Genomic DNA, 25,867 nt, shown 5'->3' on the forward strand with positions numbered 1-25,867 from the left:
TGGTGGTCAAGTGGGCACCGCTCCACCCTGCCCACTTGACAACCACGGCTACATATCAGGTCCGGTCGAGCGGCACTCTCGTCCGGTGGCGCGGGCCCGCGGCGGGGGGTCCTTGCTCCGCTCGTGCGGGTTGAGCGGCACTTTCGTTCGATAGGTCTGGGCGAGGGGCACTCTCGTCCGGTGCGGGCCCTGCCCGCGGGGGGTCAGGGTTTGTGGCACACGAAGATCGCGGTTCCGGGGAACAGGGCGCCCCGGAGGGGGGACCACTGGCCCCACACCGTCTCCCGGCCCTCCGGCCACTCCGGCTCGACGATGTCGTCGAGGAGGAGTCCGGCGGCCACGAGGTCACGCACGCGGTCGCCGAGCGTCCGGTGGTGCTCGACGTAGGTGGCCCGGCCCGCGCCGTCCACCTCGAGGTAGGGGGTGCGGTCGAAGTACGACTGCTGCACGGTGAGGCCGTCGGGTCCCGGGTCGTCGGAGAACATCCAGCGCATGGGGTGGTTCACGGCGAACACCCAGCGTCCCCCCGACCGCAGCACACGGGCGACCTCGCGCATCACCTGCTCCGGCTCCGCAACGAACGGCACCGCACCGAACGCGGAGCAGGCCACGTCGAAGGACCCGTCGGCGAACGGCAGCCGCTCAGCGCCTGCCTGTACGAGCGGCACCGGTGTGCCGGTGGCCGCCCCGAGCTGGGCGGCGTGGCGCAGCATCGCGCCGGACAGGTCCAGCGCCACCGGCCTCGCCCCGGCACGGGCGAGCCACCGCGAGCACGGCGCGGATCCGCACCCGACTTCCAGCACCCGTGCCCCGGTGACGTCGCCGAGCAGGTGGGCGTCGGCCTCGCGTAAACCCTCGGGGCACCAGACGAAGTCGGCGTCACCGATGTCCCGTCCGTGCTCGGCCAAGTAGTCTTCGGCGTCGGCGTCCCACCACATCCGGCTTGCCCGTTGTGACTCCGCCGCGCCGACGGGCCGCCGCGCCACTCCGGCCGTTCCCAGCCGCTCCTCCGCGCTCACCGGTGCATCGTGGCAGTTGAGCGGGGCCCACCCGCATTGCCGTGCTGATCGGGTCGCGCGTAGCATGGTAGGAGCGAAGTGGTCAACGTCGCGGGTTCAGCGCGCGCTTCGACCGACCACGTCACGCACGTTCTTGAGCAACGATCCATGAGCAAGGGTGACAGCACCACGTCACGAGACGTACTCCACCTGGTCAGCACCACCATTCCATCCATAACCGGAGCACCCCACTACATGTCCACCGACACCACCGCCGCCCCGACCACAACGCCGCAGGTCGCCGTCAACGACATCGGGTCGGAGGAGGACTTTCTCGCCGCTATCGATCAGACGATCAAGTACTTCAACGATGGCGACATCGTCGAGGGCACCATCGTCAAGGTCGACCGCGACGAGGTCCTGCTCGATATCGGCTACAAGACCGAGGGCGTCATCCCCTCTCGGGAGCTCTCGATCAAGCATGACGTCGACCCCGCGGAGGTCGTGTCGGTCGGTGAGTACGTCGAGGCCCTCGTCCTTCAGAAGGAGGACAAGGAAGGCCGTCTGATCCTGTCCAAGAAGCGTGCGCAGTACGAGCGCGCTTGGGGCACGATCGAGGCCCTCAAGGAGGCCGACGAGCCCGTCGAGGGCACGGTCATCGAGGTCGTCAAGGGCGGCCTGATCCTGGACATCGGGCTCCGCGGCTTCCTCCCGGCCTCGCTGGTCGAGATGCGCCGGGTGCGCGACCTCCAGCCGTACGTCGGCCGCAAGATCGAGGCCAAGATCATCGAGCTGGACAAGAACCGCAACAACGTGGTGCTGTCCCGCCGGGCGTGGCTGGAGCAGACCCAGTCCGAGGTTCGCAGCGAGTTCCTCAACCAGCTGGCCCGTGGCCAGGTGCGCAAGGGTGTCGTCTCCTCGGTGGTCAACTTCGGTGCGTTCGTCGACCTGGGCGGGGTCGACGGTCTGGTGCACGTCTCCGAGCTGTCCTGGAAGCACATCGACCACCCGAGCGAGGTCGTCGAGGTGGGCCAGGAGGTCACCGTCGAGGTTCTCGACGTCGACCTCGACCGCGAGCGTGTCTCCCTGTCGCTGAAGGCGACGCAGGAGGACCCGTGGCGGCTCTACGCCCGCACCCACGCGATCGGTCAGATCGTGCCGGGCAAGGTCACCAAGCTCGTTCCCTTCGGTGCGTTCGTGCGCGTCGAGGAGGGCATCGAGGGCCTGGTGCACATCTCCGAGCTGGCCGAGCGCCACGTGGAGATCCCGGAGCAGGTCGTGCAGGTCGGCGACGACTGCATGGTCAAGGTCATCGACATCGACCTCGACCGGCGGCGCATCTCGCTGTCGCTCAAGCAGGCCAACGAGGGCATGACGGTCGACACCGAGTTCGACCCCACCCGCTACGGCATGGCCGCCGAGTACGACGACCAGGGCAACTACATCTACCCCGAGGGCTTCGACGTCGAGAGCGGCGAGTGGCAGGAGGGCTTCGAGGCTCAGCGCGAGGCCTGGGAGAAGGAGTACGCCGAGGCGCACGCCCGCTACGAGCAGCACATCACGCAGATCAAGAAGTCGGCCGAGGCCGAGGCCGAGGCGGCTGCCGACGGCGGCGGCACCAACTACTCCTCGCAGGGTGGCGGTGAGCCGGCCGAGTCCGGTGGATCGCTCGCCAGCGACGAGCAGCTGGCGGCGCTGCGGGAGAAGCTCTCCGGCGGAGCCTGATCGTCCAGCGGTTAGACCAAACGAAACAGCCCCGGTGACCGTCCGTCACCGGGGCTGTTCCGTGTCCTCAGCCGATCAGTCACGGTTGGGCTGCGTTGGCCGCCGAATGGGGGTTGTAGCGAGAGGTCCGGGTGATTTCGCCCTACCGTAGTTCCATGCGGGGGGCAGACCGGCGGTACGGACGCTTCGGCACCGGGCTGGCCGCTGCGGCTATCGCGCTGACGGCGTGCAGCGCGTCGTCCGGCGAGCGCACCGAGGTGCCGACGTTTCCCTCAGATGCCCAGGTGATGGCTACGGCGATGCCCAACGCGGACCAGGGCGTCCTTCCCGACGACTGCACCCGGATCCTCACGGTCGGTGACCTGGAGGCGGTGCTGGGTCTGCCGCTCGGCTCGGTGGACGTGCGCACCACGAGAGGTGTTCCGGAGCCCACTGTCAGCCGCACGGAACGGGTGGCCTGCTCGTACAACGGCACGGCGGGCGGTCCGGCTCGCGGTCGTACCCTGCTCAACGTCAACTCGTCGGCCTACGCCGATCCGGACGCCGCCACCAAGCAGTGGCGCGTCAACGCCGACGCCGAGACCGGCGATCGTCGCGAGCTGCCCATCGGTAGCGCCTCCGCGGTGCTCGTCGAACGCTCGGACGAGGCCGTTCTCATGGTGGTCAACGGGGTCACCAACCTGACGCTCGTGCTCCCGAACCAGCAGCTCCCGGGTGATCGTCCACGCGGCGACGCTCTGGTCGACCTCGCACTGCGCGTGCTCCCCGCGGTGAGCACGTCCGGGACCGCGCCGCCGCCGGCATCACCGTCGCCCACCGCGTCGGGCAACGCGGCCGGCCTGCAGGTTGCCCCGTCCTGACCGGGTAGCGTGGCCGCCGTGCTGCGGGTGGGGCTGACCGGCGGGATCGGTTCTGGCAAATCGACGGTGGCCCGACGGCTGGTGGAGCGCGGAGCGGTGCTGGTCGACTCCGATCTCCTCGCCCGCGAGGTCGTGGCTGCGGGCACCGAGGGCCTGGCGAAGATCGTCGCGGAGTTCGGCGACGACATGCTCGCCGAGGACGGGGGTCTGGACCGGGCGGCGCTCGCATCCGTGGTCTTCCATGACCCTGCCGCGCGTGAGCGGCTCAACGGGATCGTGCATCCGCGGGTCCGGCAGCGATCCGAGGAGCTGATCGCGGCGGCGCCGGGCGACGCAGTGGTGGTGCAGGACATCCCGCTGCTCGTCGAGGGTCGGATGGCGCCGCTGTTCCCGCTGGTCGTGGTGGTTCACGCCGATCCGGAGGAGCGGGTGCGGCGGCTCGTGGAGTTCCGTGGCATGCCCGAGTCCGACGCGCGTGCCCGCATCGCCGCCCAGGCCGACGACGCCGCACGTCGGGCCGCCGCGGACGTGTGGCTCGACAACAGCGGCGATCCGGCCGACCTCGAGGCCGCGGTCGACCGGCTCTGGAGCGAGCGGCTCGTCCCGTTCGAGGAGAACCTGCGGTTGCGGCGCACGGTGCAGGCCGGCGCGCCCCGGCTCGTCGAACCCCGCCCGGAGTGGGCGGCCGAGGGTGCACGGCTGTGCGCGCGGGTGGCGGCAGCCGCGGGGGAGCGGAGCCGTGGGGTCGCGCACACCGGCTCGACCGCGGTGCCCGGGCTTCCTGCCAAGGACGTGATCGATCTGCAGCTCGGCGTGGAGTCGCTGGCCGACGCCGACGCCGTGCGGGATGCGCTGCAGGACGTGGGCTTCCCGTGGCGCCCTGACATCGACCGCGACAACGCCAAGCCGCCGGGCTCACCGCCCTGGCCGAAGCGCTACCACGGCTCGGCCGACCCTGGGCAGGTCGTCCACCTGCACGTTCGCGAGGTCGGCTCACCTGGCTGGCGCTATGCGCTGCTCTTCCGCGACTGGCTGCGGTCCGATGCCGCGGCCCGCGAGGAGTACCTGGCGGTCAAGCGCGAGGCCGAGGCGCGATACGGGGGCGACGGCGACGCGCGCCGCTACGTCGAGGTCAAGGAGCCATGGTTCGACGCGGCCGCTCCACGAGCTGATGCATGGGCCGCATCCTCTGGGTGGGTTCCCTCGTTGGAGTGATCGGTCGCTCCGTCGTAACGGTGCGCCACCGTGACACGATGGAGGGACAGGAAAATCCACATCCGGGTGACCAGCTCGGCTCCGGCGGGCGGGGGGACGTGACGGTGGGCACACCTGTCGATCATCCTCCGGGTTCCGACGACGGCCACGGCAGCGCGCACGTGCAGTCCAGGTCAGGTTCCACGCAGGTCGTGCGTCACGGTCCCGTGGCGACCCCTGCTCAGTTGCGGGTCGACTTCGGGGCGCATCTCGAGGCCAACTACCAGCGTCTGGTCGCCCAGCTCTATGCGATCACCCTCGATCCGGGTGAGGCCCACGACGCCGTTCAGGACGCGTACTCGCGGGCCTGGCGGAACTGGGCGGTGATCGGCCGTTCGCCTGATCCGAGCGCATGGATCCGGCGGGTGGCGGTCAGATCCACCATCCGGAGCTGGCGACGCATGCTGGCCCGCATCGGTATCGGCCGGCCCCGCTCGGTCGGCGAGGGCGTCGACGCGCGTACCGCCGCGCTGCTCAACGCGCTCGGAAGGCTGACGGCGGCCGAGCGGCGGGCTGTCGTCCTGTCGCACATGGCCGGCGTTCCGCTGGCCGAGATCTCCGCTGTGGAGCAGGTCTCGATGGGCTCGGTCCAGGCGCGGCTGGCCCGAGCACGGTTGGTTGTCACCGAGGGAATGGCCGACGTCCTTCCCGAGGTACTGGGAGGTGTGGTCGGCGACAACGTGAGCGCCGGCATCAGTGGCGACAACGCTTTCGACACCTTCGGATCCGAGGGGCACGGATCCGAAGGTCATGGCGCGGGGTACGGGGACTACCGGCCGGGCGATTTCGCGTCCGACGCGTACGACGCCGTGTACGGCGGCGCAGAGCGCCGGACCGGCAGAGACGACCAGAGGGGGGAACAGCGGTGACCGAGGAGTTCGACCGAGTGACTCGGGAGTTTCGGCGGCTCGACGACCAGCTCGCAGCCGCCGTCACCCTGCCCGCCGTGGATTCGGTGATCCGCCGGGCCGGCACGCTCAACCGTGCCAGCACCGCCGCTGCCGCCGCAGTGCTCACCGTCGGTGCGCTCGGTGCCACCACGGCGATCCTCCAGGTCGCGGCACCGGCATCGTCGGCCGACGCCTCCACCGTCGCCCCCGGTTCCGCACCGGTCGGCAGCCAGGGCGATGTCGGCACCGAACCGGTGATCTCGCCCGACCTGCCGCAGCCCGTCTCCCACCCGGACGACAACGCGGGCGCACCTGCCCCGGAGGGTTCGGACGACAGGTTCCGCCGACCCCACGAGGTCGCCCCGCACGAGCAGCCGCCCGTCGTTCCGGGTGCCCCGCCGCCCGTGGTTGTTCCGCCGGGTCCGGCCGGGCCGCCGCCTCCGCCACCGCCGCCTCCGCCAGTGGAGGAGACCCCGCCGCCGGAGCCGCCGACCTCGGAGCCGCCGCGGACGACTACGCAGCCGCCCCGGACGACCACGCCGCCCCGGACGACTACGCAGCCGCCACGCACTACCACTCCGCCGCGGACGACCACGGAGGAGCCGCCACCGACGACCACGGAGACGCGGCCCAGTACTCCGGATGACCCGCCGCCGTCCTCCTCGAACAACGCCAGCCCGTCCAGCCCGCCCAAGACGACGTCGTCGCCGTCACCCACGTCACCGACGACGTCGGACTCCAGCACCAGTCCGGCTGCCGCCTCGACCTCCGGCATCGCCTAGGCCGAGGCAACGGTGCAGGCGCCCGGATCCCCGCTCGCCTGCGGGGGTCCGGCCGGCGGCGTCGCAGGTGACGGCGAGCCGCCGGACGCCGGAGGCACCCGTCACGAGTGCTTGTCGTGGCGGTGTGTCCAGGTGAGCACGATCCCGCGCTCCGCGAGCCAGGCGTCGAGGTCGTGGCCGTGCGAGGCGAGGCCGTCCACCGCGCGGAAGGCGCGGTCCAGTGCCGTCTCGGCCGCCTGCGGCTCGAGCAGCCCGAGCGCCACCGCGGTGACGAACTCGTCGATGTCCACCACGAGCGCGCTGCGCCGCTGCTGCACCACCACGTCGAGGTAGTGGTCGGTGAGCGTCCACCGCTCGCCGTGGCGCACGATCTCGCACACGTCGAGATAGAAGTCCTGGTCGCGGTGGTGGCCGGGGTTCCAGCACCAGTCGGTGACGCAAAGGCCGAGATCCGGAAGGAGCCACGACTCCATCCAGTGGGCCGTGGGCCGATCGATCATGGCCCTGCTCATGTAGAGCCCGTACGGCGTGACGCGGTACTCGTCGACCGCGCGGGCCACGCCCTTGGTGTCGATGTTGATGCGGGCCGGGACGTCGAAGCTGGAGATCTTCGGCGGATGCACCGCCCCGATCCTGTCAGGTCCTGCCGATGTTCGCCGCGTGCTCGGCGTCGATGCCCGATTCGCCGGTGCTCCGGGCTCTTCCGGCTCGGTGGCTCAGCCGGGATCCGCGAAGTGTCGGTGGGGGCTCGTACCCTGGAACCGTGGCATTCGCGACAGAGGTTCCCGGTAGCGCAGCGAAGCAGGACGTGCCGGTCGCCCACTCAGAGTTCCGTCCGGTCGGGGAGATCCCCCGCACCGGCGGGCATTTCGAGGTCGTCAGCGAGTTCGAGCCCGCGGGCGACCAGCCGGCTGCGATCGACGAGCTGGAGAAGCGCATCACGGCGGGCGAGCAGGACGTCGTGCTGCTCGGCGCCACGGGCACGGGCAAGTCGGCCACCACGGCCTGGCTGATCGAGCGGCTGCAGCGACCTACGCTGGTGATGGCGCCCAACAAGACCCTCGCGGCGCAGCTGGCCAACGAGCTGCGCGAGATGCTGCCCAACAACGCGGTCGAGTACTTCGTCTCGTACTACGACTACTACCAACCCGAGGCGTACATCGCGCAGACCGACACCTACATCGAGAAGGACTCCTCGATCAACGAGGACGTCGAGCGGCTGCGCCACTCGGCCACGAGCAATCTGCTCTCCCGGCGCGACGTCGTCGTGGTGGCCTCGGTGTCCTGCATCTACGGCCTCGGCACCCCGCAGTCCTACCTCGACCGGTCGGTGCAGATCGAGGTCGGCGGCAGCGTCGATCGCGACCAGCTGCTGCGTGCGCTCGTCGACGTCCAGTACACACGCAACGACGTGGCGTTCAACCGCGGCACCTTCCGCGTGCGCGGCGACACGGTGGAGATCATCCCGGCCTACGAGGAGCTCGCGATCCGCATCGAGTTCTTCGGCGACGAGATCGAGGCGCTCTACTACCTCCACCCGCTCACCGGCGACGTCATCCGTCAGGTCGACGATGTCCGCATCTTCCCGGCCACCCACTACGTCGCGGGTCCCGACCGCATGGAGCGCGCGGTCCACGCCATCGAGCAGGAGCTCGAGGAGCGGCTCGCCGAGCTCGAGCGCCAGGGCAAGCTGCTCGAGGCGCAGCGGCTGCGGATGCGCACGCAGTACGACATCGAGATGATCCGTCAGGTCGGGTTCTGCTCGGGCATCGAGAACTACTCGCGCCACATCGACGGCCGTGGCCCCGGTTCGGCGCCCGCCACTCTCATCGACTACTTCCCCGACGACTTCCTGCTGGTCATCGACGAGTCGCACCAGACGGTCCCGCAGATCGGCGGGATGTACGAGGGCGACATGTCGCGCAAGCGCAACCTCGTCGAGTACGGGTTCCGGCTGCCGTCCGCGGTCGACAACCGGCCGCTGACGTGGGAGGAGTTCGCCGACCGCATCGGCCAGACCGTCTACCTGTCGGCCACGCCGGGCCCCTACGAGCTCAGCCGCACCAGTGGGGAGTTCGTCGAGCAGGTCATCCGGCCCACCGGCCTGGTCGACCCCAAGGTCGTCGTGAAGCCGACGAAGGGCCAGATCGACGACCTGGTCCACGAGATCCGCAGCCGGTCCGAGCGCGACGAGCGCGTGCTCGTCACCACGCTCACCAAGAAGATGGCCGAGGACCTCACCGACTACCTGCTCGAGCTGGGCATCCGGGTGCGCTACCTGCACTCGGAGGTCGACACGCTGCGGCGTGTCGAGCTGCTGCGCCAGCTGCGGCTCGGCGAGTTCGACGTGCTCGTCGGCATCAACCTGCTCCGGGAGGGTCTCGACCTGCCCGAGGTGTCGCTGGTCGCGATCCTCGACGCCGACAAGGAGGGCTTCCTCCGCTCCGGCACCTCGCTGATCCAGACCATCGGCCGCGCGGCGCGCAACGTGTCGGGTGAGGTGCACATGTACGCCGACAAGGTCACCGATTCGATGCAGTTCGCGATCGACGAGACCGACCGGCGCCGGGCCAAGCAGGTCGCCTACAACGAGGAGCGCGGGCTCGATCCACAGCCGCTGCGCAAGAAGATCGCCGACATCCTCGACCAGGTGTATCGGGAGGCCGAGGACACCGAGGTCCCGGTGGGCGGATCCGGGCGCAACCAGTCCCGCGGCAAGCGCGCGGCGGGGGAGCCGGGCCGGGCCAGCGCCAGCTCGGGGGTGGTCGCCGGCCGCGACACCTCCACGATGCCCCGCGCCGAGCTCGCCGACCTCGTGCAGCAGCTGTCCGATCAGATGCTCGCCGCGGCGCGCGACCTGCAGTTCGAGCTGGCGGCCCGCCTCCGCGACGAGATTGCCGACCTCAAGAAGGAACTGCGCGGGATGGACGCCGCCGGCATCCGGTGACGCCCCGCCCGCGTGCGGAGTCCGCGCCGGAGCGCACACGCTGACGGCCCGCCGCACCCACGTTCTGCGGTGCGTGCGGCGGCGGTCGCCCGGGTGCGGGCGGGCCTCCGTGTCCGGTCTCTCCGGAGGGGGGCTCGGTGGTGTCGGTCGGGCGGGAGCTACCGTGGCGGGCGATCTATCGGCGGAGGAGAGGGCAGCAGCGTGACGGTTGTCGGCGCATCCATCGCCCGCACCTCGGCCGAGCAGCGGATCCTCGATCTGCTCCGCACACCCGGGCGCGTTCTGCTGGTCACCGTTCCGCTCCTGGCCCTGGTGCTGGTCGGAGTCGTGATCTACACCGGCGGCAGGCACATCGACCTGCAGGTTTACCGCTTCGGGGTGCAGGCGTGGCTGTCCGGCGGTGGTCTCTACGGGCCACTGCCCCAGACCGCGGCCCACATCGCGCTCCCGTTCATCTACCCGCCCTTCGCCGCGCTGGCGATGATTCCGCTGGCCGTCGTGCCGTGGGTCGTGGCCTGGACGGGGCTGCTCGCGCTCTCGACGTTGTCGCTCGGCGCCACCCTCTACGTGGTCGCGCGCCGGTTGTGGGAAGCGGGCGGGCGGGCCGGGGCCCTGTCGGTGGCGTCGATCGCGCTGCCGCTGGCGCTCGCCGTGGAGCCCGGCAAGATCATCGACTTCAACGCCCCGGACGCGTCGCCGCGGCCGCCGCTGAGCCTCGAGCCGGTCTCGCAGACCATCCAGTTCGGGCAGATCAACCTCCTGCTCATGGCGCTGGTGGCGATCGACTGCTTGGTGGCGCGGCCGCGCTGGCCGCGCGGCATGCTCGTCGGGATCGCGGCCGCCATCAAGCTGACGCCGGCAGCGTTCGTCCTGTACTTCCTGTTGCGTCGTGACTACCGCTCCGCTGCCACCGCGGCTGTGTCCGGTGCGGTCGCCACCGCCATCGGGTTCGTTGTAGCGCCCGGTCAGTCGTGGACGTTCTGGCTGGACAATCCGGCGGGTGGCGTCAGCGGTTCGCCGTTCTTCACCAACCAGACGTTCGAGGCCGTGCTCGTGCGGGCCCATGTCGACGGCTCCGCGCGCACCATCTGCTGGCTGTTGCTGTCCGCCGGGCTGCTCGCACTCGCGGTGCCGGTGATCCGGCGTGGTTCCGCGCCGCTCGCGCTCGTCGCCACGGCCGGCGTCGCGCTGCTGGTGTCGCCCACCTCCTGGTCGCACCACTGGGTGTGGGTGGCGCCCGCGCTGCTGGTCGCCGCTGCCACGGCGTGGCGGGCGAGGTCCTGGGCGTGGACGGCGGTCACCGTCGCGATGGGGGCGGTGTTCGTGATCGCGCCCCACCAGCAGGGCCTTCCCCGGGCCGACAACCGGGAGCTGGCGTGGACGCCGCTCCAGCAGGTGATCGGCAGCACCTATGTCTGGTTTACGGTGCTGCTGTTCGTGCTGCTGTGGCTCGCTTTGCGGTCGCGGTCGGCGCCCGAGCGCCGGCCGTGAACCACGAGGAGCTGGTCGCCTACTGCCTGGCCAAGCCAGGAGCCACCCCCGACGAGCCGTGGGAGGGCGACCTCGTGGCGAAGGTGGGCGGCAAGATCTTCGCGTTCCTCGGAACGGGCGGGCTCGGCGTCAAATGTGGCCGGGACGCCGACGAGGCGGCCGAGCTCCGCCATCGCTACCCCGGGGCCGCCTCGGTGATGCCCTACATCGGACGGCACGGCTGGAACACCGTCGCGGTCGACGGCACGGTCCCCGAAGACGAGCTGCGCGAGCTCGTCGACGACTCCTACGCAGCGGTGGTCGCGAAGCTGCCCAAACGGCTGCGCCCGCAGACCACCTGATCGCGAGGACGGCCACATTCGCTGGTCTTCGTCGTCGGCAACGCGGAACGTGACATAGTGACCGCCCGCGACCGCCTACTCGCCGCCGTCGTCGCCGTGTTGTGGGGCGCGAACTTCCTTGCCATCCACGTGGGTCTGGAGCACTACCCGCCGCTTTTCCTCGCCGCGTTGCGGTTCGCGGTACTCGCGATCCCGACGGTGCTGCTGGTGCCTCGGCCGCGGGTTCCGCTGCGGTGGCTGATCGGTTACGGGCTCGGCTTCGGCACGGTGCAGTTCCTGTTCCTGTTCGTGGCGATGGACGTCGGTATGCCCACCGGGCTCGCATCCCTGGTGCTGCAGGCGTCGGCCCCGTTCACCGTGCTGCTCGGGGCGGTGCTGTTGCGGGAACGGATGAGCGCCCGGCAGGTTGTGGGGATCACCCTCGCGGTGGTGGGGCTCCTGGCCATCGCCGTGGCGCAGGCGCAGGCAGCAGCTCTGATCCCGCTGGTACTCACGCTGATCGGCGCGTTGGGCTGGGCGTTCGGCAACCTTGCCGCCCGCCTCGCCGACCCGCCGAACCCGCTGCACCTGACGCTCTGGATGTCCGTGGTGCCGCCGATCCCGCTGTTCGCGGTCTCGTTGCTGACAGAAGGGCCGGCCGCGGACTGGACGTCGTTGCGCGGCGCCGTCACCCTGGAGGGAGTGCCCGGGGTGCTGTCGATCGCTTACCTCGCCATCCTCGCCACCGTGCTCGGCTCCGGTATCTGGACGACGCTGATGCGCCGCTACCCGGCAGGCGTCGTCGCGCCGTACTCGTTGCTGGTGCCGGTGGTCGGGATCGCGCTCGCCGCGGCCGCGCTGGGCGAACGGCCCAGCGCGGTGGAGCTGGTGGCGGGTGTGGTGATCGTCGGGGGTGTGCTGCTCGGGACGCCCCGGCCGGTGAGCCTGCCCGCCGCCGTGGACGTGGGGGAGAGCGGGAGCACGCCGGCAAGGACGTAGCGCCCGTGCTAGCTCGTGACGTCCTTGCGGCGGAACTGCCACACCGCCAGCGCGCTGAGCACGGCCGCGTAGCAGAGGGCGGAGAAGACGCCGCGGGTCATGCCGGCCCAGTCGATCTGCTCCGAGAGCAGCCCCACCCACGCGCTGTCGTAATGGGTGGGCAGGTAGTCGCGCAGCTCCTCCAGCGCGGTGATCTGGTCGAGGATCTGGGAGACGATCGACACGGTCACAGCGCCGCCCACCGCCCCGAGCGGGGCGTCGGTGCTCACGGACAGCAGCAGTGCGAGCGCGGCCACCCAGCTCAGCTGCACCGCGATGTACAGCGCTGCGAGGAGAACCCGCCCCACACCGGTCCAGAAGGTCAGGGACTCGCCCGTGGGGCTCACCAGATCCCCGGTGCCGTACGCCAGTGCGCCGACCACCAGGGACACCACGGGCAGCAGTAGCAGGGCCGCCACCGACAGCGCCGCCGACACCACCGCCTTCTGCCGCAGCAGCCGGGCCCGAGGGATCGGAGCGGCGAGCAGGTAGCGCAGGCTCGACCAGGACGCTTCCGCTGCCACCGTGTCGCCGAAGAACAGCGCCACCACCACGACCAGGAGGAACGACGACGACGCGAACAGCGCGAAGACCGCGAAGTTGCTCCCGCTGCCCTTCGCCAGGTCGACGAGGTTCAGCGAGCCGGTGGTCGTGCCGTCGTCGGCCAGCTCGAACGCGATCCAGAGGATCACCGGGAGCAGGCCGACCAGCGCGAACGTCACCTGCGTGCGGCGGCGCAACAGCTGACGCCGCAGTTCGACGCGCAGTGGCAGCGTGCGGCCGGGGCGGTACCGGGCGGGCCGGACGGCGTCGGCGAGAGCGCCGACCGTGCCCTTCGTGGTGGACGGACCGTCGTTCAGCGTCACGGCGCACCATCCATTTTTCCGGCGTCCTCTCCGACGAGCTGCAGGAATGCGTCCTCGAGGCGCCGGCGCGGCCCTGCGGACGTGACGTCCACCCCGCCCTCGACGAGCGCCCGCACCGCGGAGGCGCGCGGCGTGCCGTTGAGCTCGGCATGCACCGAGCTGCCCTCGATCGCCACGGCGTGCACTCCGCTGAGCGCGCTGAGCACGGCGGCGGCCTGGTCCGGGGCGTCGACTCCGAATGTGGCCGCGCCGCCACCGGCGATGATGTCGTCGACGGTGCCGTCGGCGACGACCTGACCTTGGTGCATCACGACGACGTGGCTGCACGTCTGCTCCACCTCGGCGAGCAGGTGACTCGAGATCAGCACCGTGCGCCCGCCTGCCGCGTATCGGTGCAGCACCTCGCGCATCGCGTGGATCTGGGGCGGGTCCAGCCCGTTGGTGGGCTCGTCGAGGACGAGCAGCTCCGGGAGGCCCAGCATGGCCTGCGCGATCGCCAGGCGTTGCCGCATGCCTTGGCTGTAGGTGCCCACCCGGCGCTGCACCGACGCCCCGAGCCCCGCGATCTGCAGGGCCTCGTCGAGGTGCGCCTCCTCCGCCGGGCGCCCGGTGGCTGCCCAGTAGAGGCGCAGGTTGTCGAGTCCCGAGAGGTGGGGCAGGAACCCCGGTCCCTCGACGAAAGCGCCGATCCGCGCGAGCACCGGCGCGCCCGGCCCGACCGGTTGCCCGAAGGCCGTGATCGTCCCGGCGCTCGGCCTGATCAGGCCCATGAGCATTCGCAGCACCGTGGTCTTACCGGCGCCGTTGGGGCCGAGCAGCCCCAGCACCATCCCGGTGCGGACGGTGAACGAGACGCCCTTCACCGCGCTGAACCCGCCGCGGTAGGTCTTGGCGAGGTCGCGGACCTCCAGCGGTGGGGCCGCGGGGTCGGCTGCGGCCTCGGCGCCCGCCGCCGCCCGGCGTCCGACCAGCCGCGACGCGCCCCAGGCCAGCAGAGCCAGCGCCAGCACCACCCCGATACCGATCAGCGGCGCGAGTGGCACAGTGCTCGCGGTGACGGCCTCGCCCGGCACCACCGGCACCGTGAGGGCGTCGTCACCGGTGAGGCCGATCTGCCAGACCGCAGGCTCGGTGGGACCCGCGAAGGCCTGGTCGGTGGTGCTGACCGACACCACGAGGTGGTTTCCCGCCTCCACCGGAGCCACGACGCCGGGCAGGGCGACGCTGACCCGTGCCGCCGAGCCGTCGGCCGGGACAGGCACTCGGATCGGGGCGACCGCGCTGCCGAGCAGCGTGCGCAGTCCGTCGGGGGACACCTCGAAGGTCTTCGCGAAGAGCACCGCCTCGGTGGGCGCGGGCTGGCCGGGCACGCGCGACACCGAGACGTCGACCCGAGGCACGCCCGCGACCAGCGTGGGTGATTCGAGCGCCGCGGTGCGGAACTGGGCGGACTGCCCGGGAACCTCCGCCGTGGCGGCCGAGAGCCTGCCGGCCAGTGAGCCCAGCGACGATCCGACGCCCGGCAGGGACGTGATCGCGGCGGGGTTGCCTCCGGCCGGGTTGACGACGGGCTGGGCAGGGCCCTCCAGCCCGAGCCGATGCGTCTCCACTGCCGGGGATCTCGAGATACCGGGGTAGGCGGTCGCCTCGACGGTGCGGCTGTTGGGCGCGCTGCCACCCGTGCGCACGCCGCTCTGGACCGTGTAGGCGAAACCGGTACCTGGGTCCGGGCCTGTGTGGGCGAGGTGGAAGGTGAGCCAGTCGTCGATCGCCTCGCGCACGGAATCGCCCGGAGCGCCGCCGTCGTGGCCGCCCCCGTACCAGAGGACCTTCACCGGGGTGCCGTTCGCGGCGATCTGCCGCGCGTTGGCGTCGGCCTGGTCGAGCCCGAAGAGCGTGTCCTGCTCGCCCTGCACCAGAAGGGTCGGCGCGGTGATCCGGTCCGTCACCGTCGACGGCGACGAGCGTTGCAGCAGAGCGGCGACGGCGGGAGAGAGCCTGCCGGTCGTGGCGGCGTCCGTGTAGGCGGCGCAGAGCTCCGCGGTGAACCTCCCGCAGGGGAGCGGGGCGCCCGGCATGGCGGTGGGCGCAGCGGCGCCGGCCGACGATCCCGGACCCGGGGGCGACGCGTCAGCCGGAGTCGGGGCGCCACCTTGCATCGCCGAGTCCGCCGGGTCGTCGGACGAGGAGGCACCCGCGGAGAAGAGCAGACCGGCCCAGCCGCGCTTGAACACCCCGTCGGATCCGGACGCGCCGTGTGCCGGGGTATCGACGGGGAGGTCGGTGGTGGTCGCGGCGTTCGGGAAGAGGGCCTGGCCCAGGTCGTTCCAGGTGATCACGGGAGCGATGGCGTCGACTCGCCGGTCGTACCCGGCGAGAAGCAGCGCCAGCGCGCCGCCGTAGGAACCGCCCGTGACACCGACCCGCGGATCTCCGGGGCCGTCCTGCGTCACGTCCGGGCGGGCGGCGAGCCAGTCGACCAGCGCTCGTGCGTCGGCGACCTCGTGGTCGGGGGCGTCCAGCGAGATCTGGCCGGTGCTCGCGCCGAAGCCGCGGGCCGACCAGGCCAGCACGACGAAACCGCGGTCGGCCAGGTCGCGGGCATCGGCGTCGACCGAGGCCTTGCTGCCGCCGAACCCGTGCGCGACGAGCACGGCCGGGGCGGGGGTGGTGGCAGGCAGGTAGAGCGTGGTGTCGAGGCTGACGGGGCCGGTGGTGCCAGGGCCGCCGGGCACCTCGATGCGCTGCTCCTGCGTGCGGACCGAGGATTCCGGCGCTGCGTACGCCGTGGCCGTCGGAACCACCAGCGCGGCCGTGGCGAGCGTGAGTGCCGCGGCGAGCGCGCGCAGGGTTCGGTGCACACGACGACGTTATGCGAAGGTCGGGAACGACCCCTCAGCCGTCTCTCAGTGACGAACCTGGCCGTGGTCGCTTCGACGGAGCGTCAGCTCAGAGCACGTCGTCGAAGTGCTCGACATGCGGGTTGCCGGCGAAGTAAGGGCTGATGAGCTGGCGCCACCGCGTGTAGTTCTCCGACTTCCGGAAGCCTTCCGTGTGGGCCTCGATGCTGTCCCATTCCACCAGCAGGACGAAGCGGGTGGGCGTTTCCGCGCTGCGGGTGAGCCGCGCCTCGCGGAATCCGGGCGTGTCCGACACGAACTTGACGCCCTCACGCACCGCCTCGGTGAACTGCTCCTCGGTGCCCGGTTGGACGGCGAAGTCGGCGATCTCCAAGACCATGTCGGCATCCTCGCACGGCTTCCGGTACTCGGAGGAATGCGAAAGGTCCGTTGCGGGCACATCTCCGCATGGACCACTTCACGATCGCCACTGTCGCCGAGCAGAGCGCCGACTTCCGCCGCGTCCTGTGGACCGGTGAGCACACCCAGCTCGTCATCATGACGATCCCGCCGGGTGGGGAGATCGGTGAGGAGGTGCACGACGGCATCGACCAGATCCTCACCTTCGTCAGCGGGACCGGCGAGGCCAGGGTCAGCGGGCGGACGAAGAACGTCACAGCGGGCGACCTCGTCGTCGTTCCGTCGGGCAGGAAGCACAACTTCGTCAACACAGGCCCCAACCCGCTGGTTCTCTACACCGTCTACGGGCCGCCGGAGCACGCCGACGGCGTTGTGCACCACACGAAGGAAGAGGCCGACAAGGCCGAGGCGGAGGGCAAGGACGAGCCACCCACGAGCTGACCCCGCGAGTCGCTCGAGCCACCCGCCGGCAGGTCGTGCCGCTACTGCCGGCGGGCGCGGGCGCGCCGCTTCCCCTCGTGCATCGCCTGCACACGGGCGATCGGAATGGTGTGCCCCTCCTCGACCAGGTCGGCGGGCAGCACCTGCGGCGCAGGCATCCGCTCGTGCCACGGGTCGCCGTCGCCGAGAAGTGCGACCGCGGTGTGGACGGTGAAGTCCGCAGGCGTGACGTGGTCCAGGTCGTCCCACGTCACCGGGAACGAGACGGGGACGCCGGGCCGCGCCCGCGGGCTGTACGCCGACACGATCGTGCCGCCGCCGGCTCGGGTGGAGTCGACGAAGACGCGCCCGCCGCGGTCCTCCTTGATGTACGCCGTGGTGGCCACGTCCGGGTCGAGCCGGGCCGCCCGTGCTGCGAGGGCGCGGGTGGCCGCCGCAGCGTCCTCGAACCCCGTGTGCTCGTCGAGCGGCACGCACACGTGTAGCCCCTTCGCACCGCTGGTCTTCACCACTCCGGCGAGCCCGGAGTCGGCCAGCGCCTGCCGGACGAGCCGGGCGGTGCGCACGACGTGGGGGAACGCGTCGCCCTCCGGCGGATCGAGGTCGAGCACCATGTACGTGGGGTGGCTCTCCCCGACGCGGAACAGCGTGGGGTGGTACTCCACGGCCCGCTGATTGGCGAACCAGAGCAGCGTGCGGCGGTCGTTGCAGAGCGCGTAGGACACCTCCCGATGCGACGCCTCGGCCCACACGGCGGTGGTCCGTACGTAGTCAGGGGTGTACTTGGGCACGTTCTTCTGCATGAACGGCTGCTGGCCGGGCCGCACGCGGATCACCGACAGCGGCCGGTCACGAAGCTCGGGCAGGATGCGCTCGCGAACGGCGTCGAGATAGTCGATCAGATCGCGTTTGGTGGCCCCGGCCCCGTCGAACAGCGGCTTGTCGAGGCTCGTGAGCTCCACGTCGTCGCGGATCTCGTCGGGCTTCGCGGGGCTCATCGCTCGCCCTCGCTGCGCTCGGTCGGCCCATCGGGAGACGTCACCGTGCGAAGGCGCTCTGTCGATGATTCGCTCGCAAGCTCGCTCACTACGGGCACGTCGGGCGTGGTCGGCGACACCGTCACCTCCTACCACGTGAGCTGGGCCACGGCCAGGCCGCGAGCGGTCAGCGCCCCGGTCGGGCGCGTTCGACGGGCCCGAGATGGTGCAGCTCCACCGCGGCGAGGCTGCCGTCGGCGGCCTCGGCCGTCATCCACGTGAACGTCGGCTGCCGACGCCGGTCGGTGGGGGAGCCGGGGTTGAGCAGACGCAGGCCGCCGGGCGCAGTGGTGTCCCAGGGGATGTGGCTGTGTCCGAACACCAGCACGTCGGCGTCCGGGTAGGCGGCGGCGCAGCGGCGCTCCCGCCCGGCCGCGGCGCCGGTCTCGTGCACCACCGCGAACCTGACTCCACCGAGCTCGACCTTCGCCACCTCGGGGAGCCGGGCACGCAGCGCTGCGCCGTCGTTGTTGCCGTACACGCCGACGACCCGCTTCGCGCGGGCCTCGAGCGCGTCGAGCAGATCCACCGACACCCAGTCACCCGCGTGGACCACCACGTCGGCGGCGTCGACCGCGTCCCACACCGGTGCGGGCATGTCCTTCGCCCGCACCGGGAGGTGGGTGTCGGAGATCAGCAGCAGTCGCAGGTCAGCCCACGCCCACCAGGTCGACCACGAAGATCAAGGTCTCGCCCGGCTTGATCGCGCCACCCGCTCCGCGGTCGCCGTAGCCGAGGTGCGGCGGGATGACGAGCCGGCGGCGTCCGCCGACCTTCATCCCGGTCACCCCGCGGTCCCATCCCGCGATGACGCGGCCGGCGCCCAGCGGGAACCGGAACGTCGAGCCGCGGTTCCACGAGGCGTCGAACTCCTCTCCCGTCGAATGGGCCACCCCGACGTAGTGCACCTCGACGGTGTTGCCAGGTGTGGCCTCGGCGCCGTCTCCGGTCTGGATGTCCTCGACGACCAAGTCGGTGGGCGCGGGGCCGTCGACGGGGTCGATCTCGGGTCGTTGCAATGCCACTTCGGCTCCTCCGATTCGTGTGGTCGTCAGACTGCCAGAGCGGGTGACACGAGGTAGACAGGAGGCATGACCAGCCCACACGGTGCTGGTCCCACCTCGGGGCGAGCCGACCTCACCGCGGAAGAACCTGACCCGCGGCGGTGGAAGGCGCTCTCGGTCACCCTCGTCGCCGGGTTCATGAGCCTGCTCGACGTCAGCATCGTGTCCGTCGCGCTGCCCTCGCTGCAGCGCGACCTGGGCACGACACCCGCCCAGGTGCAGTGGGTGGTCTCCGGGTACGCGTTGACGTTCGGGCTCGCGCTGGTGCCTGCCGGCCGGTTGGGCGACGCCATCGGCCGCCGGCGCATGTTCTTGATCGCGCTCGCAGGCTTCGTCCTGTTCAGTGCGTTGGCCGGCGCCGCACCGAACGCGACGTTGCTCGTGTTCGCGCGGCTGGCCCAGGGGATCGCCGCGGGCGCGCTCGCCCCGCAGAACTCCGCGCTCATCCAGCAGATGTTCCGCGGTGCGGAGCGCGGGCGGGCGTTCGGCTTCTTCGGCGCCACGGTCGGGATCTCGACGGCGGTGGGGCCGATCATCGGCGGCCTGATCCTGGCGCTCGCGGCCGGTCCCGACGGGTGGCGCTGGATCTTCTACGTCAACGTGCCGATCGGCGTGGTCGCGCTGCTCCTCGCGGCCCGGTTCATCCCGCACAGTCGCCGCAGGTCGCGCGGTCACATCGACGTGGTCGGCACCGGGCTGCTCGGTGGCGTGGTGCTCGCCCTCCTGCTGCCGCTGGTCGAGGCGGGGGTGGGCGGGCTCGCCCGGCTGTGGTGGCTCTTCCCCGTCGCCGCGGTGCTGGCGGTGGGCTTCGTCCTCTGGGAACGGCGCGAGGAGCGCCGCGGCAAGGAGCCGCTGCTCGACATCCGGCTGCTCAGGAACACGGTCGGGTATGCGTCGGGTGTGGCGCTCGGCACCGTCTACTTCATCGGCTTCAGCGGGATGTGGTTGGTGTTCGCGCTGTACTTCCAGACCGGCCTCGGGTTCACCCCGCTGCAGTCCGGCCTCGCGGTCACCCCGTTCGCGCTCGGCTCCGCGGTGTCGTCGGTGGTGGGCGGCCGGCTCGTCGCGCGGCTCGGGCGGCTCCTCACCGTGATGGGTCTGAGCCTCGTCGTCGTCGGGCTGGCGGCGACCGGTGTGGTGCTGATGATCGCGCCGCCCCATACGGCGGGGTACCTGGTGGCGGCTCCCCTGCTGGTGGCAGGGATCGGCGGCGGCTGGGTCATCTCGCCCAACACAACGATGACGTTGCGCTGTGTGCCCGTCAGCAAGGCCGGGTCGGCGGGTGGCGCGCTGCAGACTGGGCAGCGGATCGGCGCTGCCATCGGCACTGCCACCCTGGTTGGCATCTACTACGCGGCGCTCATTCGGACCGGGGGCGACATCCACCGGGCGGTGGCGATCGCGGTCGGTCTGGCGACTGCGACGGAGGTGGTCGCCCTGGGCGTCGGCATCATGGAGTGGCGGACGTCCCGCAAGCGCGCCCGTCTCCCCGCTACGCCCGTGCCGCAGGCTGAGCTGCCCTGTCCCGACCTGCACTGACCGCGAGGATCGTCAGATCCGGTCGGGCGACCGCAACGCATCCTTGAGGAACCGCACCTGCAGCAGGAGCAGGTTCTCCGCCACCACTTCCTGCGGCGTCATGTGCGTGACGCCGGAGAGCGGCAGCACACTGTGGGGTTTGCCCGCGGCCAGCAGGGCCGAGCTCAGCCGCAGGGTGTGGGCGGCCACCACGTTGTCGTCGGCGAGCCCGTGGACCAGCATCAGCGGCCGGGTGAGCCGTGGTGCGTCCTCGACGACCGACGAGCGTGCGTACGTGTCCGGCTCCTCCTCGGGGTGGCCGAGGTAGCGCTCCGTGTAGTGCGTGTCGTAGAGGGTCCAGTCGGTGACGGGTGCACCGGCGACGGCGGCGTGGAACACGTCGGGACGGCGCAGCACGGCAAGCGCGGCCAGGTACCCGCCGAAGGACCAGCCCCGGATGCCCACGCGCGTGAGGTCCAGGTCGGGATTCTGCTCCGCGACGGCGTGCAGGGCGTCGATCTGGTCCTCCAGCACCGGGCCTGCCAGGTCGCCGCGCACCGCGCGCTCGAACTCCGGGCCCCGCCCGGGCGTGCCGCGGCCGTCGACGACGACCACCGCGAAGCCCTGGTCGGCGAACCACTGGCTGGTCAGGTGTCCTCCGCGGGCGGCGAGCACCCGCTGGGCGTGCGGGCCGCCATAAGGGTCCATCAGGACGGGCAGGCGCGTGCCGGGCTCGTGCCCCGCAGGCAGGAGCAGGGCCGTGCGCAGTTCGCGCGCGCCGACGATCCTCAGCGTGACGCGTGGCTCCAACCCGGGCAGCTCGGCCAACGACGCGATGGTCCGCTCGGCGCCGTTCCTGTGGACGGTGGTGGTGGTGCCGTCGGCGTCCAGGCTCTGGCGGGCGACGACGAGTGTGCCGGCCACGAGCCGACCCGAGTGCACGCCCTGCTGCGGGGTGAGCTCCGCCGGCCCGCCCGGCCCCCAGGTCCACAGCCCGATCGACGTCGGGTCCTCGCCCGCCCGGAAGAGCACCACGTCGCCGTCGACGTCCAGCACGTCGCGTACCTGCAGCGACGGCGCGGTGACCGCCTCGCCGTCGACGACGAGCCTGCGCGCGCCGTCGACATCCGCCACCGTCACCAGCGCGCCGGATGCCGTGTGGGCGGGAACGCCGGGCACGATCTCCACCCACGCGGGGTCGGTCTGCTCGTGCACGACCGAGGTCGCGCCGGTGGCCGGGTCGACCCGCAGCACCCGCAGGGCGCGCTGGTCCCGGGGCTGGACGACGATGAGCAGGTCGTGGGCGTCCCACACCGCCTGCACGAGGTACTCGTCTCGGACGTCGTCCCAGCTCACCGGTGTGCTGGCGCCGTCGAGCGTGCGGATCTGCAGTGACACACGGGCGTTGGCCGTGCCGGCGGCGGGATAGGAGACGACGGCCGGGGTGCGGTCGGGGTTTGCCGGGTCAGCGATGTGCCAGCGGCGGACGGGCGCGTCGTCCACCCGCGCGACGAGGAGCGCATCGCCCTCGGGCGACCACCAGTACCCGCGCATCCGGCCCATCTCCTCGGCCGCCACGAAGTCGGCCAGGCCGAACGTCACGTCCTCGCCGTCTGGTGCGGCGACGGTCGTGGTGGTGCGCGCCGTGAGGTCGTGCACGTGGAGCGCGCCGCCGCTGACGTAGGCCACGAGCCTGCCCGTCGGGTCGGGCCGCGGGTCGATCACCCCGCCGGGTGTCTCCACCAGTCGCGGGGTGAGCCCTGCGGCGAACTCGGTGACGTAGAGCTGCCCGGACAGGGTGAAGGCCGCCATCGTGACGGGACGGTCGGTCGCGTAGGCCACCACGCCGCCTGCCTGCTCCCGGCTGCGCTCCCGCCGCGCCCGCTCCTCCGGAGGCAGGTCCTCCGCGGTGCTGTCGTCCAGCTCGCGGGGGTCGGCGACCAGGCGCTCTTCCCCCGTCTCGAGGTCCAGGGTCCACAGGCACGTCACCGGGTCGGTGCCGCCGCGGCTGCGCAGGAACACGACACGGCCGCCGTCGGGGGAGACCGTGATGCTGCGGGGGGCACCGAGGGTGAACCGCCGGGTACGGGCCTGCCTGCGGGGGAAGCTGTCCGTCACGATGGATCAGTCTGCCCGTCAACCGTTCGGGGCGGGCACCTGACCTGCCCGGCATCCTCCGGGCCCCCTTGGCCGGGCCTGCGGCCGGGCGTGCTCGACTTGTTTCATGAAACGCTCCCTCCTCACGGCCGCCGCCGTCGTCGCCGTGGCCGTCGTCGCCGCCTGTGGCTCGCCCACCGCGCCGGCAGCACCTCCCGCGGCGCCCGCCTCGAGCGCGCCCCCGGCGGCCTCGGCCCCCGCGCCCGCGCCCGGCGTCCCGGCGCTCACCGGCAACCCGACGGACCTGACGACGGCCAGCCAGGCGCAGGCCGGCACCGGCCAGCCGCCGTCGAAGCTCGTGACGCAGAACATCGTGGTGGGCAGCGGGCCTGCCGCCACACCCGCCGACACCGTCGACGTGCAGTACACCGGCACCCTCTACTCCGACGGCAGCGTGTTCGACAGCTCCTGGTCACGCGGCGAACCCGCCACCTTCCCGCTCAACGGCGTGGTGCCGGGCTTCGCGCAGGGCATCGAGGGGATGCAGGTCGGGGGCCGGCGCGTACTCGTGATCCCGCCCGACCTGGGCTACGGCAACCGCTCCTCCGGCCCGATCCCCGGCGGCTCGACGCTGGTGTTCGTCGTGGACCTCGTCGGCATCAACACCTGACGCGACCAGCGGGGCCGGTCAGTTGACGCAGGGGATCCCGTCGGCCGTGATGACCTGGGGCGGGGTCGTGGTGGGCGTCCTGCGTGATCCCCCTGCCGGACCGGTGGGGGCTCCCTCGGCGGACAGGCCGGAGCTCGACGGGCCGGAGCCGGACGGCCCGGTCGACGTCGGTGTCCTGCCCTCGTGTCCCGCGATCACCGACCGCACGAATGTGCGCACCGCGGCCTGGTCGATCTGGATGGCGATGCCGTCGTAGGGCGTCCGTAGGTCGGGGCGACCGGTGGGGATCGTGAGGAAGCGCAGGTCGTTGCCTTGTAGACCCGCGAACTGCGCGAGCGCCTGCTCGACGTTCCAGCCGTCGTCGAGCACGACGTTTCTGTTCACGACGCCGACCAGTTGGGCGAGCCGCACCGGGTTGGTGAGTGTGCCCGTCGAGATCAGCCGGTCCGCCAAGCCTGCGGCGAAGGCCTGCTGACGGGCGATGCGGTCGAGGTCGCCGTCCTGCAGGCCGTGGCGCTGCCGGACGAACGCGAGCGCGGTTGCTCCGTTGACCGTCTGCGGGCCTGCCGGGAGGTCGACGCCGGAGTAGGAGTCGTGCACGGGCTTGTTCAGACAGACGGGGACCCCGCCGAGGGCCTCGGTGAGCTGGACGAAGCCGACGAAGTTGATCTCAGCGAAGTGGTCGATCTGCACCCCGGTGAGCTGCTCGACCGTGGCCACGAGCGTGGCGCGCCCCGCCTCACGGCCGCGCCGGTCGAGCTCGGGGCCGGTGATGCCCTGCGCGGTAAGGGTGTCCTCGGCGCTCTTCAGCCCGGCCTCGTACGCGGAGTTGATCTTGTGCATCCCGCGTCCGCCTGCAATGGGGACGTAGGAGTCGCGGGGGATCGAGATCGCCTCGGCGGGCTGGCTGGGGTCCGCAGGCACGTGCAACAGGATGATCGTGTCGGTGTCGAGCTGGCCGGCGTCCGGGCCCACGTGCAGGGCGTTGAACAGCTCGGGGGGCAGCGGGTTGCCCGCGGCGTCGGTGCGGGCGTCGAGACCCACGAGCAGGGCGTTGTAGGCCTGGCCGGGAGGGGTCGGAGCCGCGTCGGGGATCGCCGCCCTGCTGGTGACCGCCGTGTCGAGCTGCTGCTGCAGCGACCACGCGAGGCCCGCCACGGCCAGCGCCATGACGGACGCGAGAGCCACCAGCGTGCGTACGCCCACACGAAGGGCCCGTCTCGCGTCCATCGTTCTCCGGTCGACTGCGCCAGGACCGGGCCGCGGCGCGACCGCCTGGGATTTCAACGGCCGCCGTCGCGACCCCGATCCACCATAACCACGCTTCTCGACAAGGAGTTCGAGAAGCGACGACGAAGCGAATTGTCGGTGGGATGGGTCGGAGCCCGCCGGCCGGGGTCGAAACAACCTCTGATCCGGCAACCACCCGGCACTCCGGTCGTCTCCCTACTACGCTGAACGGACGCACAAATACGTCCTAACGGCCGCCCCCACCGTACGGCGATCGTGGGGGAAGCAGGACCGCGCGGCGGGTGCTCGCGGAGCGCGAGTTCGTGCCGGGCACGGCGGGTGACCTCGCCGAACTGGTGACTTCGTCGGCTCCGACTCGTTCGACGCCACACGGCGGGATCATGCCTACGAGCTCGCATCGGCGATCACCGCGCCCGTGCACTGTCGTCCGTGCCGATGTTCGCCATCCGGATCGGTGCCGCCGACGCCGCCGAACTCGCCCGCGATGCCACGGCCATCGGTGGCCGTGTGGTCGCCGCGGGCGCCGATGACCTTCCTGCCGTCGTGCCGAGGTGTTCCGGACCTGTATCGAGACGGCCGAGCCCATCACCGTCGTCACGATCATCGTCGACGTCCCGAGCGGTCGACCGCCGAACAAGCCGCCGGCCAGATGAACGGCACGCCCGTCCGATCCTTTCGGACCGGAGTGCCGCTCGTGCGATCCAGGATGCCGCTCGCGTCTCGCAGCGGTTCGACCATGCCCCGAATCTGCAACTATTCTCGTCCCAGCGACACAGGAGCGTCTGATGCCTTCTCGCCTGAACCCCTACATCAACTTCGCCGGCGATGCGCGGCAGGCCATGGAGTTCTACAACAACGTCTTCGGTGGCACCTTGATGCTGCACACATTCGGAGAGGCCGGTGCGGCGGGCTCCCCGGATGCCGACAAGATCATGCATGGCCAGCTCGAGACCGACAGCGGATTCACGCTCATGGGCGCTGACTGCCCGCAGGGAATGCAGCACAACCCCGGGGATGCCATCTCGGTGAGCCTGAGCGGCGACGACGCCGACGAGCTGCGCGGCTACTGGGAGAAGCTGTCCGACGGCGGCACCGTGTCGGTCCCACTGGGGAAGCAGATGTGGGGCGACGAGTTCGGTGCGTGCGTCGACCGGTTCGGGGTTCCCTGGATGGTCAACATCACTCGGTCGAGCTGAGAACAGTGGTCGCCGAGCCGCGTCCGGGTCCCCGACGGCGAGCGCTCAGCGCCGAGGAACTGGTGGAACGGCATCGGAGGCTCCCACGCGTCGACTCTCGAATGATGCGTCGGGAGGCCGACGAGTTCTTCGGTACGGAAGATCGTGTCGGTGACGACGACT

General features: G+C 71.4%; 23 protein-coding genes. 13 read left to right on the plus strand and 10 right to left on the minus strand.

The window, feature by feature from the left end:
* Window positions 1–203 precede the first annotated feature (203 nt).
* The gene (locus ABD743_RS28510) at window positions 204–1,085 is read right to left on the minus strand and encodes a class I SAM-dependent methyltransferase (protein ID WP_379659439.1); all 882 of its coding nucleotides are present in this window, start codon (window positions 1,083–1,085) and stop codon (window positions 204–206) included.
* A 168-nt stretch (window positions 1,086–1,253) separates the two neighbouring features.
* Here ABD743_RS28510 and rpsA point away from each other — a divergent pair, with 168 nt between their 5' ends.
* The 5 genes from rpsA (at window position 1,254) to ABD743_RS28535 (ending at window position 6,509) form a co-directional block, all read left to right on the plus strand.
* Window positions 1,254–2,723, plus strand: a complete 1,470-nt coding sequence (gene rpsA, locus ABD743_RS28515) for a 30S ribosomal protein S1 (RefSeq protein ID WP_241041234.1) — start codon at window positions 1,254–1,256, stop codon at window positions 2,721–2,723.
* A gap of 155 nt (window positions 2,724–2,878) precedes the next feature.
* Entirely contained in the window at window positions 2,879–3,583 is a 705-nt protein-coding gene (locus ABD743_RS28520) for a hypothetical protein (protein WP_344725439.1), read from the plus strand.
* 18 nt (window positions 3,584–3,601) lie between these two features.
* The gene (coaE, locus tag ABD743_RS28525) at window positions 3,602–4,798 is read left to right on the plus strand and encodes a dephospho-CoA kinase (RefSeq protein ID WP_344725440.1); all 1,197 of its coding nucleotides are present in this window, start codon (window positions 3,602–3,604) and stop codon (window positions 4,796–4,798) included.
* 38 nt (window positions 4,799–4,836) lie between these two features.
* The gene (locus tag ABD743_RS28530) at window positions 4,837–5,706 is read left to right on the plus strand and encodes an RNA polymerase sigma factor (RefSeq protein WP_344725441.1); all 870 of its coding nucleotides are present in this window, start codon (window positions 4,837–4,839) and stop codon (window positions 5,704–5,706) included.
* A gap of 17 nt (window positions 5,707–5,723) precedes the next feature.
* Window positions 5,724–6,509, plus strand: a complete 786-nt coding sequence (locus tag ABD743_RS28535; protein ID WP_344725442.1) for a hypothetical protein — start codon at window positions 5,724–5,726, stop codon at window positions 6,507–6,509.
* Between the two features lie 101 nt (window positions 6,510–6,610).
* On the opposite strand, the gene ABD743_RS28540 is transcribed toward ABD743_RS28535, so the two are convergent.
* Window positions 6,611–7,141, minus strand: coding sequence for a ribonuclease FAU-1 family protein (locus tag ABD743_RS28540; RefSeq protein ID WP_344725492.1), 531 nt, complete (start codon window positions 7,139–7,141; stop codon window positions 6,611–6,613).
* Window positions 7,142–7,272: 131 nt separating this feature from the next.
* Here ABD743_RS28540 and uvrB point away from each other — a divergent pair, with 131 nt between their 5' ends.
* The 4 genes from uvrB (at window position 7,273) to ABD743_RS28560 (ending at window position 12,266) form a co-directional block, all read left to right on the plus strand.
* Complete coding sequence (uvrB, locus tag ABD743_RS28545) at window positions 7,273–9,456, plus strand: excinuclease ABC subunit UvrB (protein ID WP_344725443.1); 2,184 nt, start codon at window positions 7,273–7,275, stop codon at window positions 9,454–9,456.
* Between the two features lie 201 nt (window positions 9,457–9,657).
* A complete protein-coding gene (locus ABD743_RS28550; RefSeq protein WP_344725444.1) occupies window positions 9,658–10,947 on the plus strand; it encodes a glycosyltransferase family 87 protein in 1,290 nt (429 codons plus the stop codon).
* Complete coding sequence (locus ABD743_RS28555; RefSeq protein WP_344725445.1) at window positions 10,944–11,288, plus strand: MmcQ/YjbR family DNA-binding protein; 345 nt, start codon at window positions 10,944–10,946, stop codon at window positions 11,286–11,288. The genes ABD743_RS28550 and ABD743_RS28555 overlap by 4 nt, the downstream gene beginning before the upstream one ends.
* Before the next feature lie 57 nt (window positions 11,289–11,345).
* The gene (locus ABD743_RS28560; protein ID WP_344725446.1) at window positions 11,346–12,266 is read left to right on the plus strand and encodes an EamA family transporter; all 921 of its coding nucleotides are present in this window, start codon (window positions 11,346–11,348) and stop codon (window positions 12,264–12,266) included.
* An 8-nt stretch (window positions 12,267–12,274) separates the two neighbouring features.
* On the opposite strand, the gene ABD743_RS28565 is transcribed toward ABD743_RS28560, so the two are convergent.
* The 3 genes from ABD743_RS28565 to ABD743_RS28575 all read right to left on the minus strand — a co-directional run bounded on the left by ABD743_RS28565 (window position 12,275) and on the right by ABD743_RS28575 (window position 16,411).
* Window positions 12,275–13,165, minus strand: coding sequence for an ABC transporter permease (locus ABD743_RS28565; RefSeq protein ID WP_379659442.1), 891 nt, complete (start codon window positions 13,163–13,165; stop codon window positions 12,275–12,277).
* Window positions 13,166–13,167: 2 nt separating this feature from the next.
* The gene (locus ABD743_RS28570; RefSeq protein ID WP_344725447.1) at window positions 13,168–16,032 is read right to left on the minus strand and encodes an alpha/beta fold hydrolase; all 2,865 of its coding nucleotides are present in this window, start codon (window positions 16,030–16,032) and stop codon (window positions 13,168–13,170) included.
* A gap of 88 nt (window positions 16,033–16,120) precedes the next feature.
* Window positions 16,121–16,411, minus strand: a complete 291-nt coding sequence (locus ABD743_RS28575) for an antibiotic biosynthesis monooxygenase family protein (protein WP_344725448.1) — start codon at window positions 16,409–16,411, stop codon at window positions 16,121–16,123.
* Between the two features lie 68 nt (window positions 16,412–16,479).
* Between ABD743_RS28575 and ABD743_RS28580 the strand changes: the two genes are divergently transcribed.
* Window positions 16,480–16,872, plus strand: a complete 393-nt coding sequence (locus ABD743_RS28580) for a cupin domain-containing protein (RefSeq protein ID WP_344725449.1) — start codon at window positions 16,480–16,482, stop codon at window positions 16,870–16,872.
* A gap of 41 nt (window positions 16,873–16,913) precedes the next feature.
* Here ABD743_RS28580 and ligD read toward each other — a convergent pair whose 3' ends face one another.
* The 3 genes from ligD to ABD743_RS28595 form a co-directional block, all read right to left on the minus strand.
* On the minus strand, window positions 16,914–17,870 hold the full coding sequence (gene ligD, locus ABD743_RS28585) for a non-homologous end-joining DNA ligase (RefSeq protein ID WP_344725450.1): 957 nt from the start codon (window positions 17,868–17,870) through the stop codon (window positions 16,914–16,916).
* A 166-nt stretch (window positions 17,871–18,036) separates the two neighbouring features.
* Window positions 18,037–18,558, minus strand: coding sequence for a metallophosphoesterase family protein (locus ABD743_RS28590; protein ID WP_344725494.1), 522 nt, complete (start codon window positions 18,556–18,558; stop codon window positions 18,037–18,039).
* Window position 18,559: 1 nt separating this feature from the next.
* A complete protein-coding gene (locus tag ABD743_RS28595; RefSeq protein WP_344725451.1) occupies window positions 18,560–18,934 on the minus strand; it encodes an FKBP-type peptidyl-prolyl cis-trans isomerase in 375 nt (124 codons plus the stop codon).
* Window positions 18,935–19,000: 66 nt separating this feature from the next.
* Between ABD743_RS28595 and ABD743_RS28600 the strand changes: the two genes are divergently transcribed.
* The gene (locus tag ABD743_RS28600) at window positions 19,001–20,512 is read left to right on the plus strand and encodes an MFS transporter (RefSeq protein ID WP_344725452.1); all 1,512 of its coding nucleotides are present in this window, start codon (window positions 19,001–19,003) and stop codon (window positions 20,510–20,512) included.
* Window positions 20,513–20,524: 12 nt separating this feature from the next.
* Here the strand turns inward: ABD743_RS28600 and ABD743_RS28605 are convergent, their stop codons facing one another.
* Complete coding sequence (locus ABD743_RS28605; protein WP_344725453.1) at window positions 20,525–22,609, minus strand: S9 family peptidase; 2,085 nt, start codon at window positions 22,607–22,609, stop codon at window positions 20,525–20,527.
* Between the two features lie 106 nt (window positions 22,610–22,715).
* Here ABD743_RS28605 and ABD743_RS28610 point away from each other — a divergent pair, with 106 nt between their 5' ends.
* A complete protein-coding gene (locus ABD743_RS28610) occupies window positions 22,716–23,258 on the plus strand; it encodes an FKBP-type peptidyl-prolyl cis-trans isomerase (RefSeq protein ID WP_344725454.1) in 543 nt (180 codons plus the stop codon).
* A gap of 18 nt (window positions 23,259–23,276) precedes the next feature.
* On the opposite strand, the gene ABD743_RS28615 is transcribed toward ABD743_RS28610, so the two are convergent.
* The gene (locus ABD743_RS28615) at window positions 23,277–24,488 is read right to left on the minus strand and encodes an LCP family protein (RefSeq protein ID WP_344725455.1); all 1,212 of its coding nucleotides are present in this window, start codon (window positions 24,486–24,488) and stop codon (window positions 23,277–23,279) included.
* A gap of 806 nt (window positions 24,489–25,294) precedes the next feature.
* On the opposite strand from ABD743_RS28615, the gene ABD743_RS28620 reads away from it, so the two are divergent.
* Window positions 25,295–25,705 (plus strand): VOC family protein, encoded by a 411-nt coding sequence (locus ABD743_RS28620; RefSeq protein WP_344725456.1) that lies wholly within the window; start codon window positions 25,295–25,297, stop codon window positions 25,703–25,705.
* Window positions 25,706–25,867 lie beyond the last annotated feature (162 nt).

It is taken from the genome of Pseudonocardia yunnanensis, from assembly GCF_039534065.1.
GTDB lineage: Bacteria > Actinomycetota > Actinomycetes > Mycobacteriales > Pseudonocardiaceae > Pseudonocardia > Pseudonocardia yunnanensis.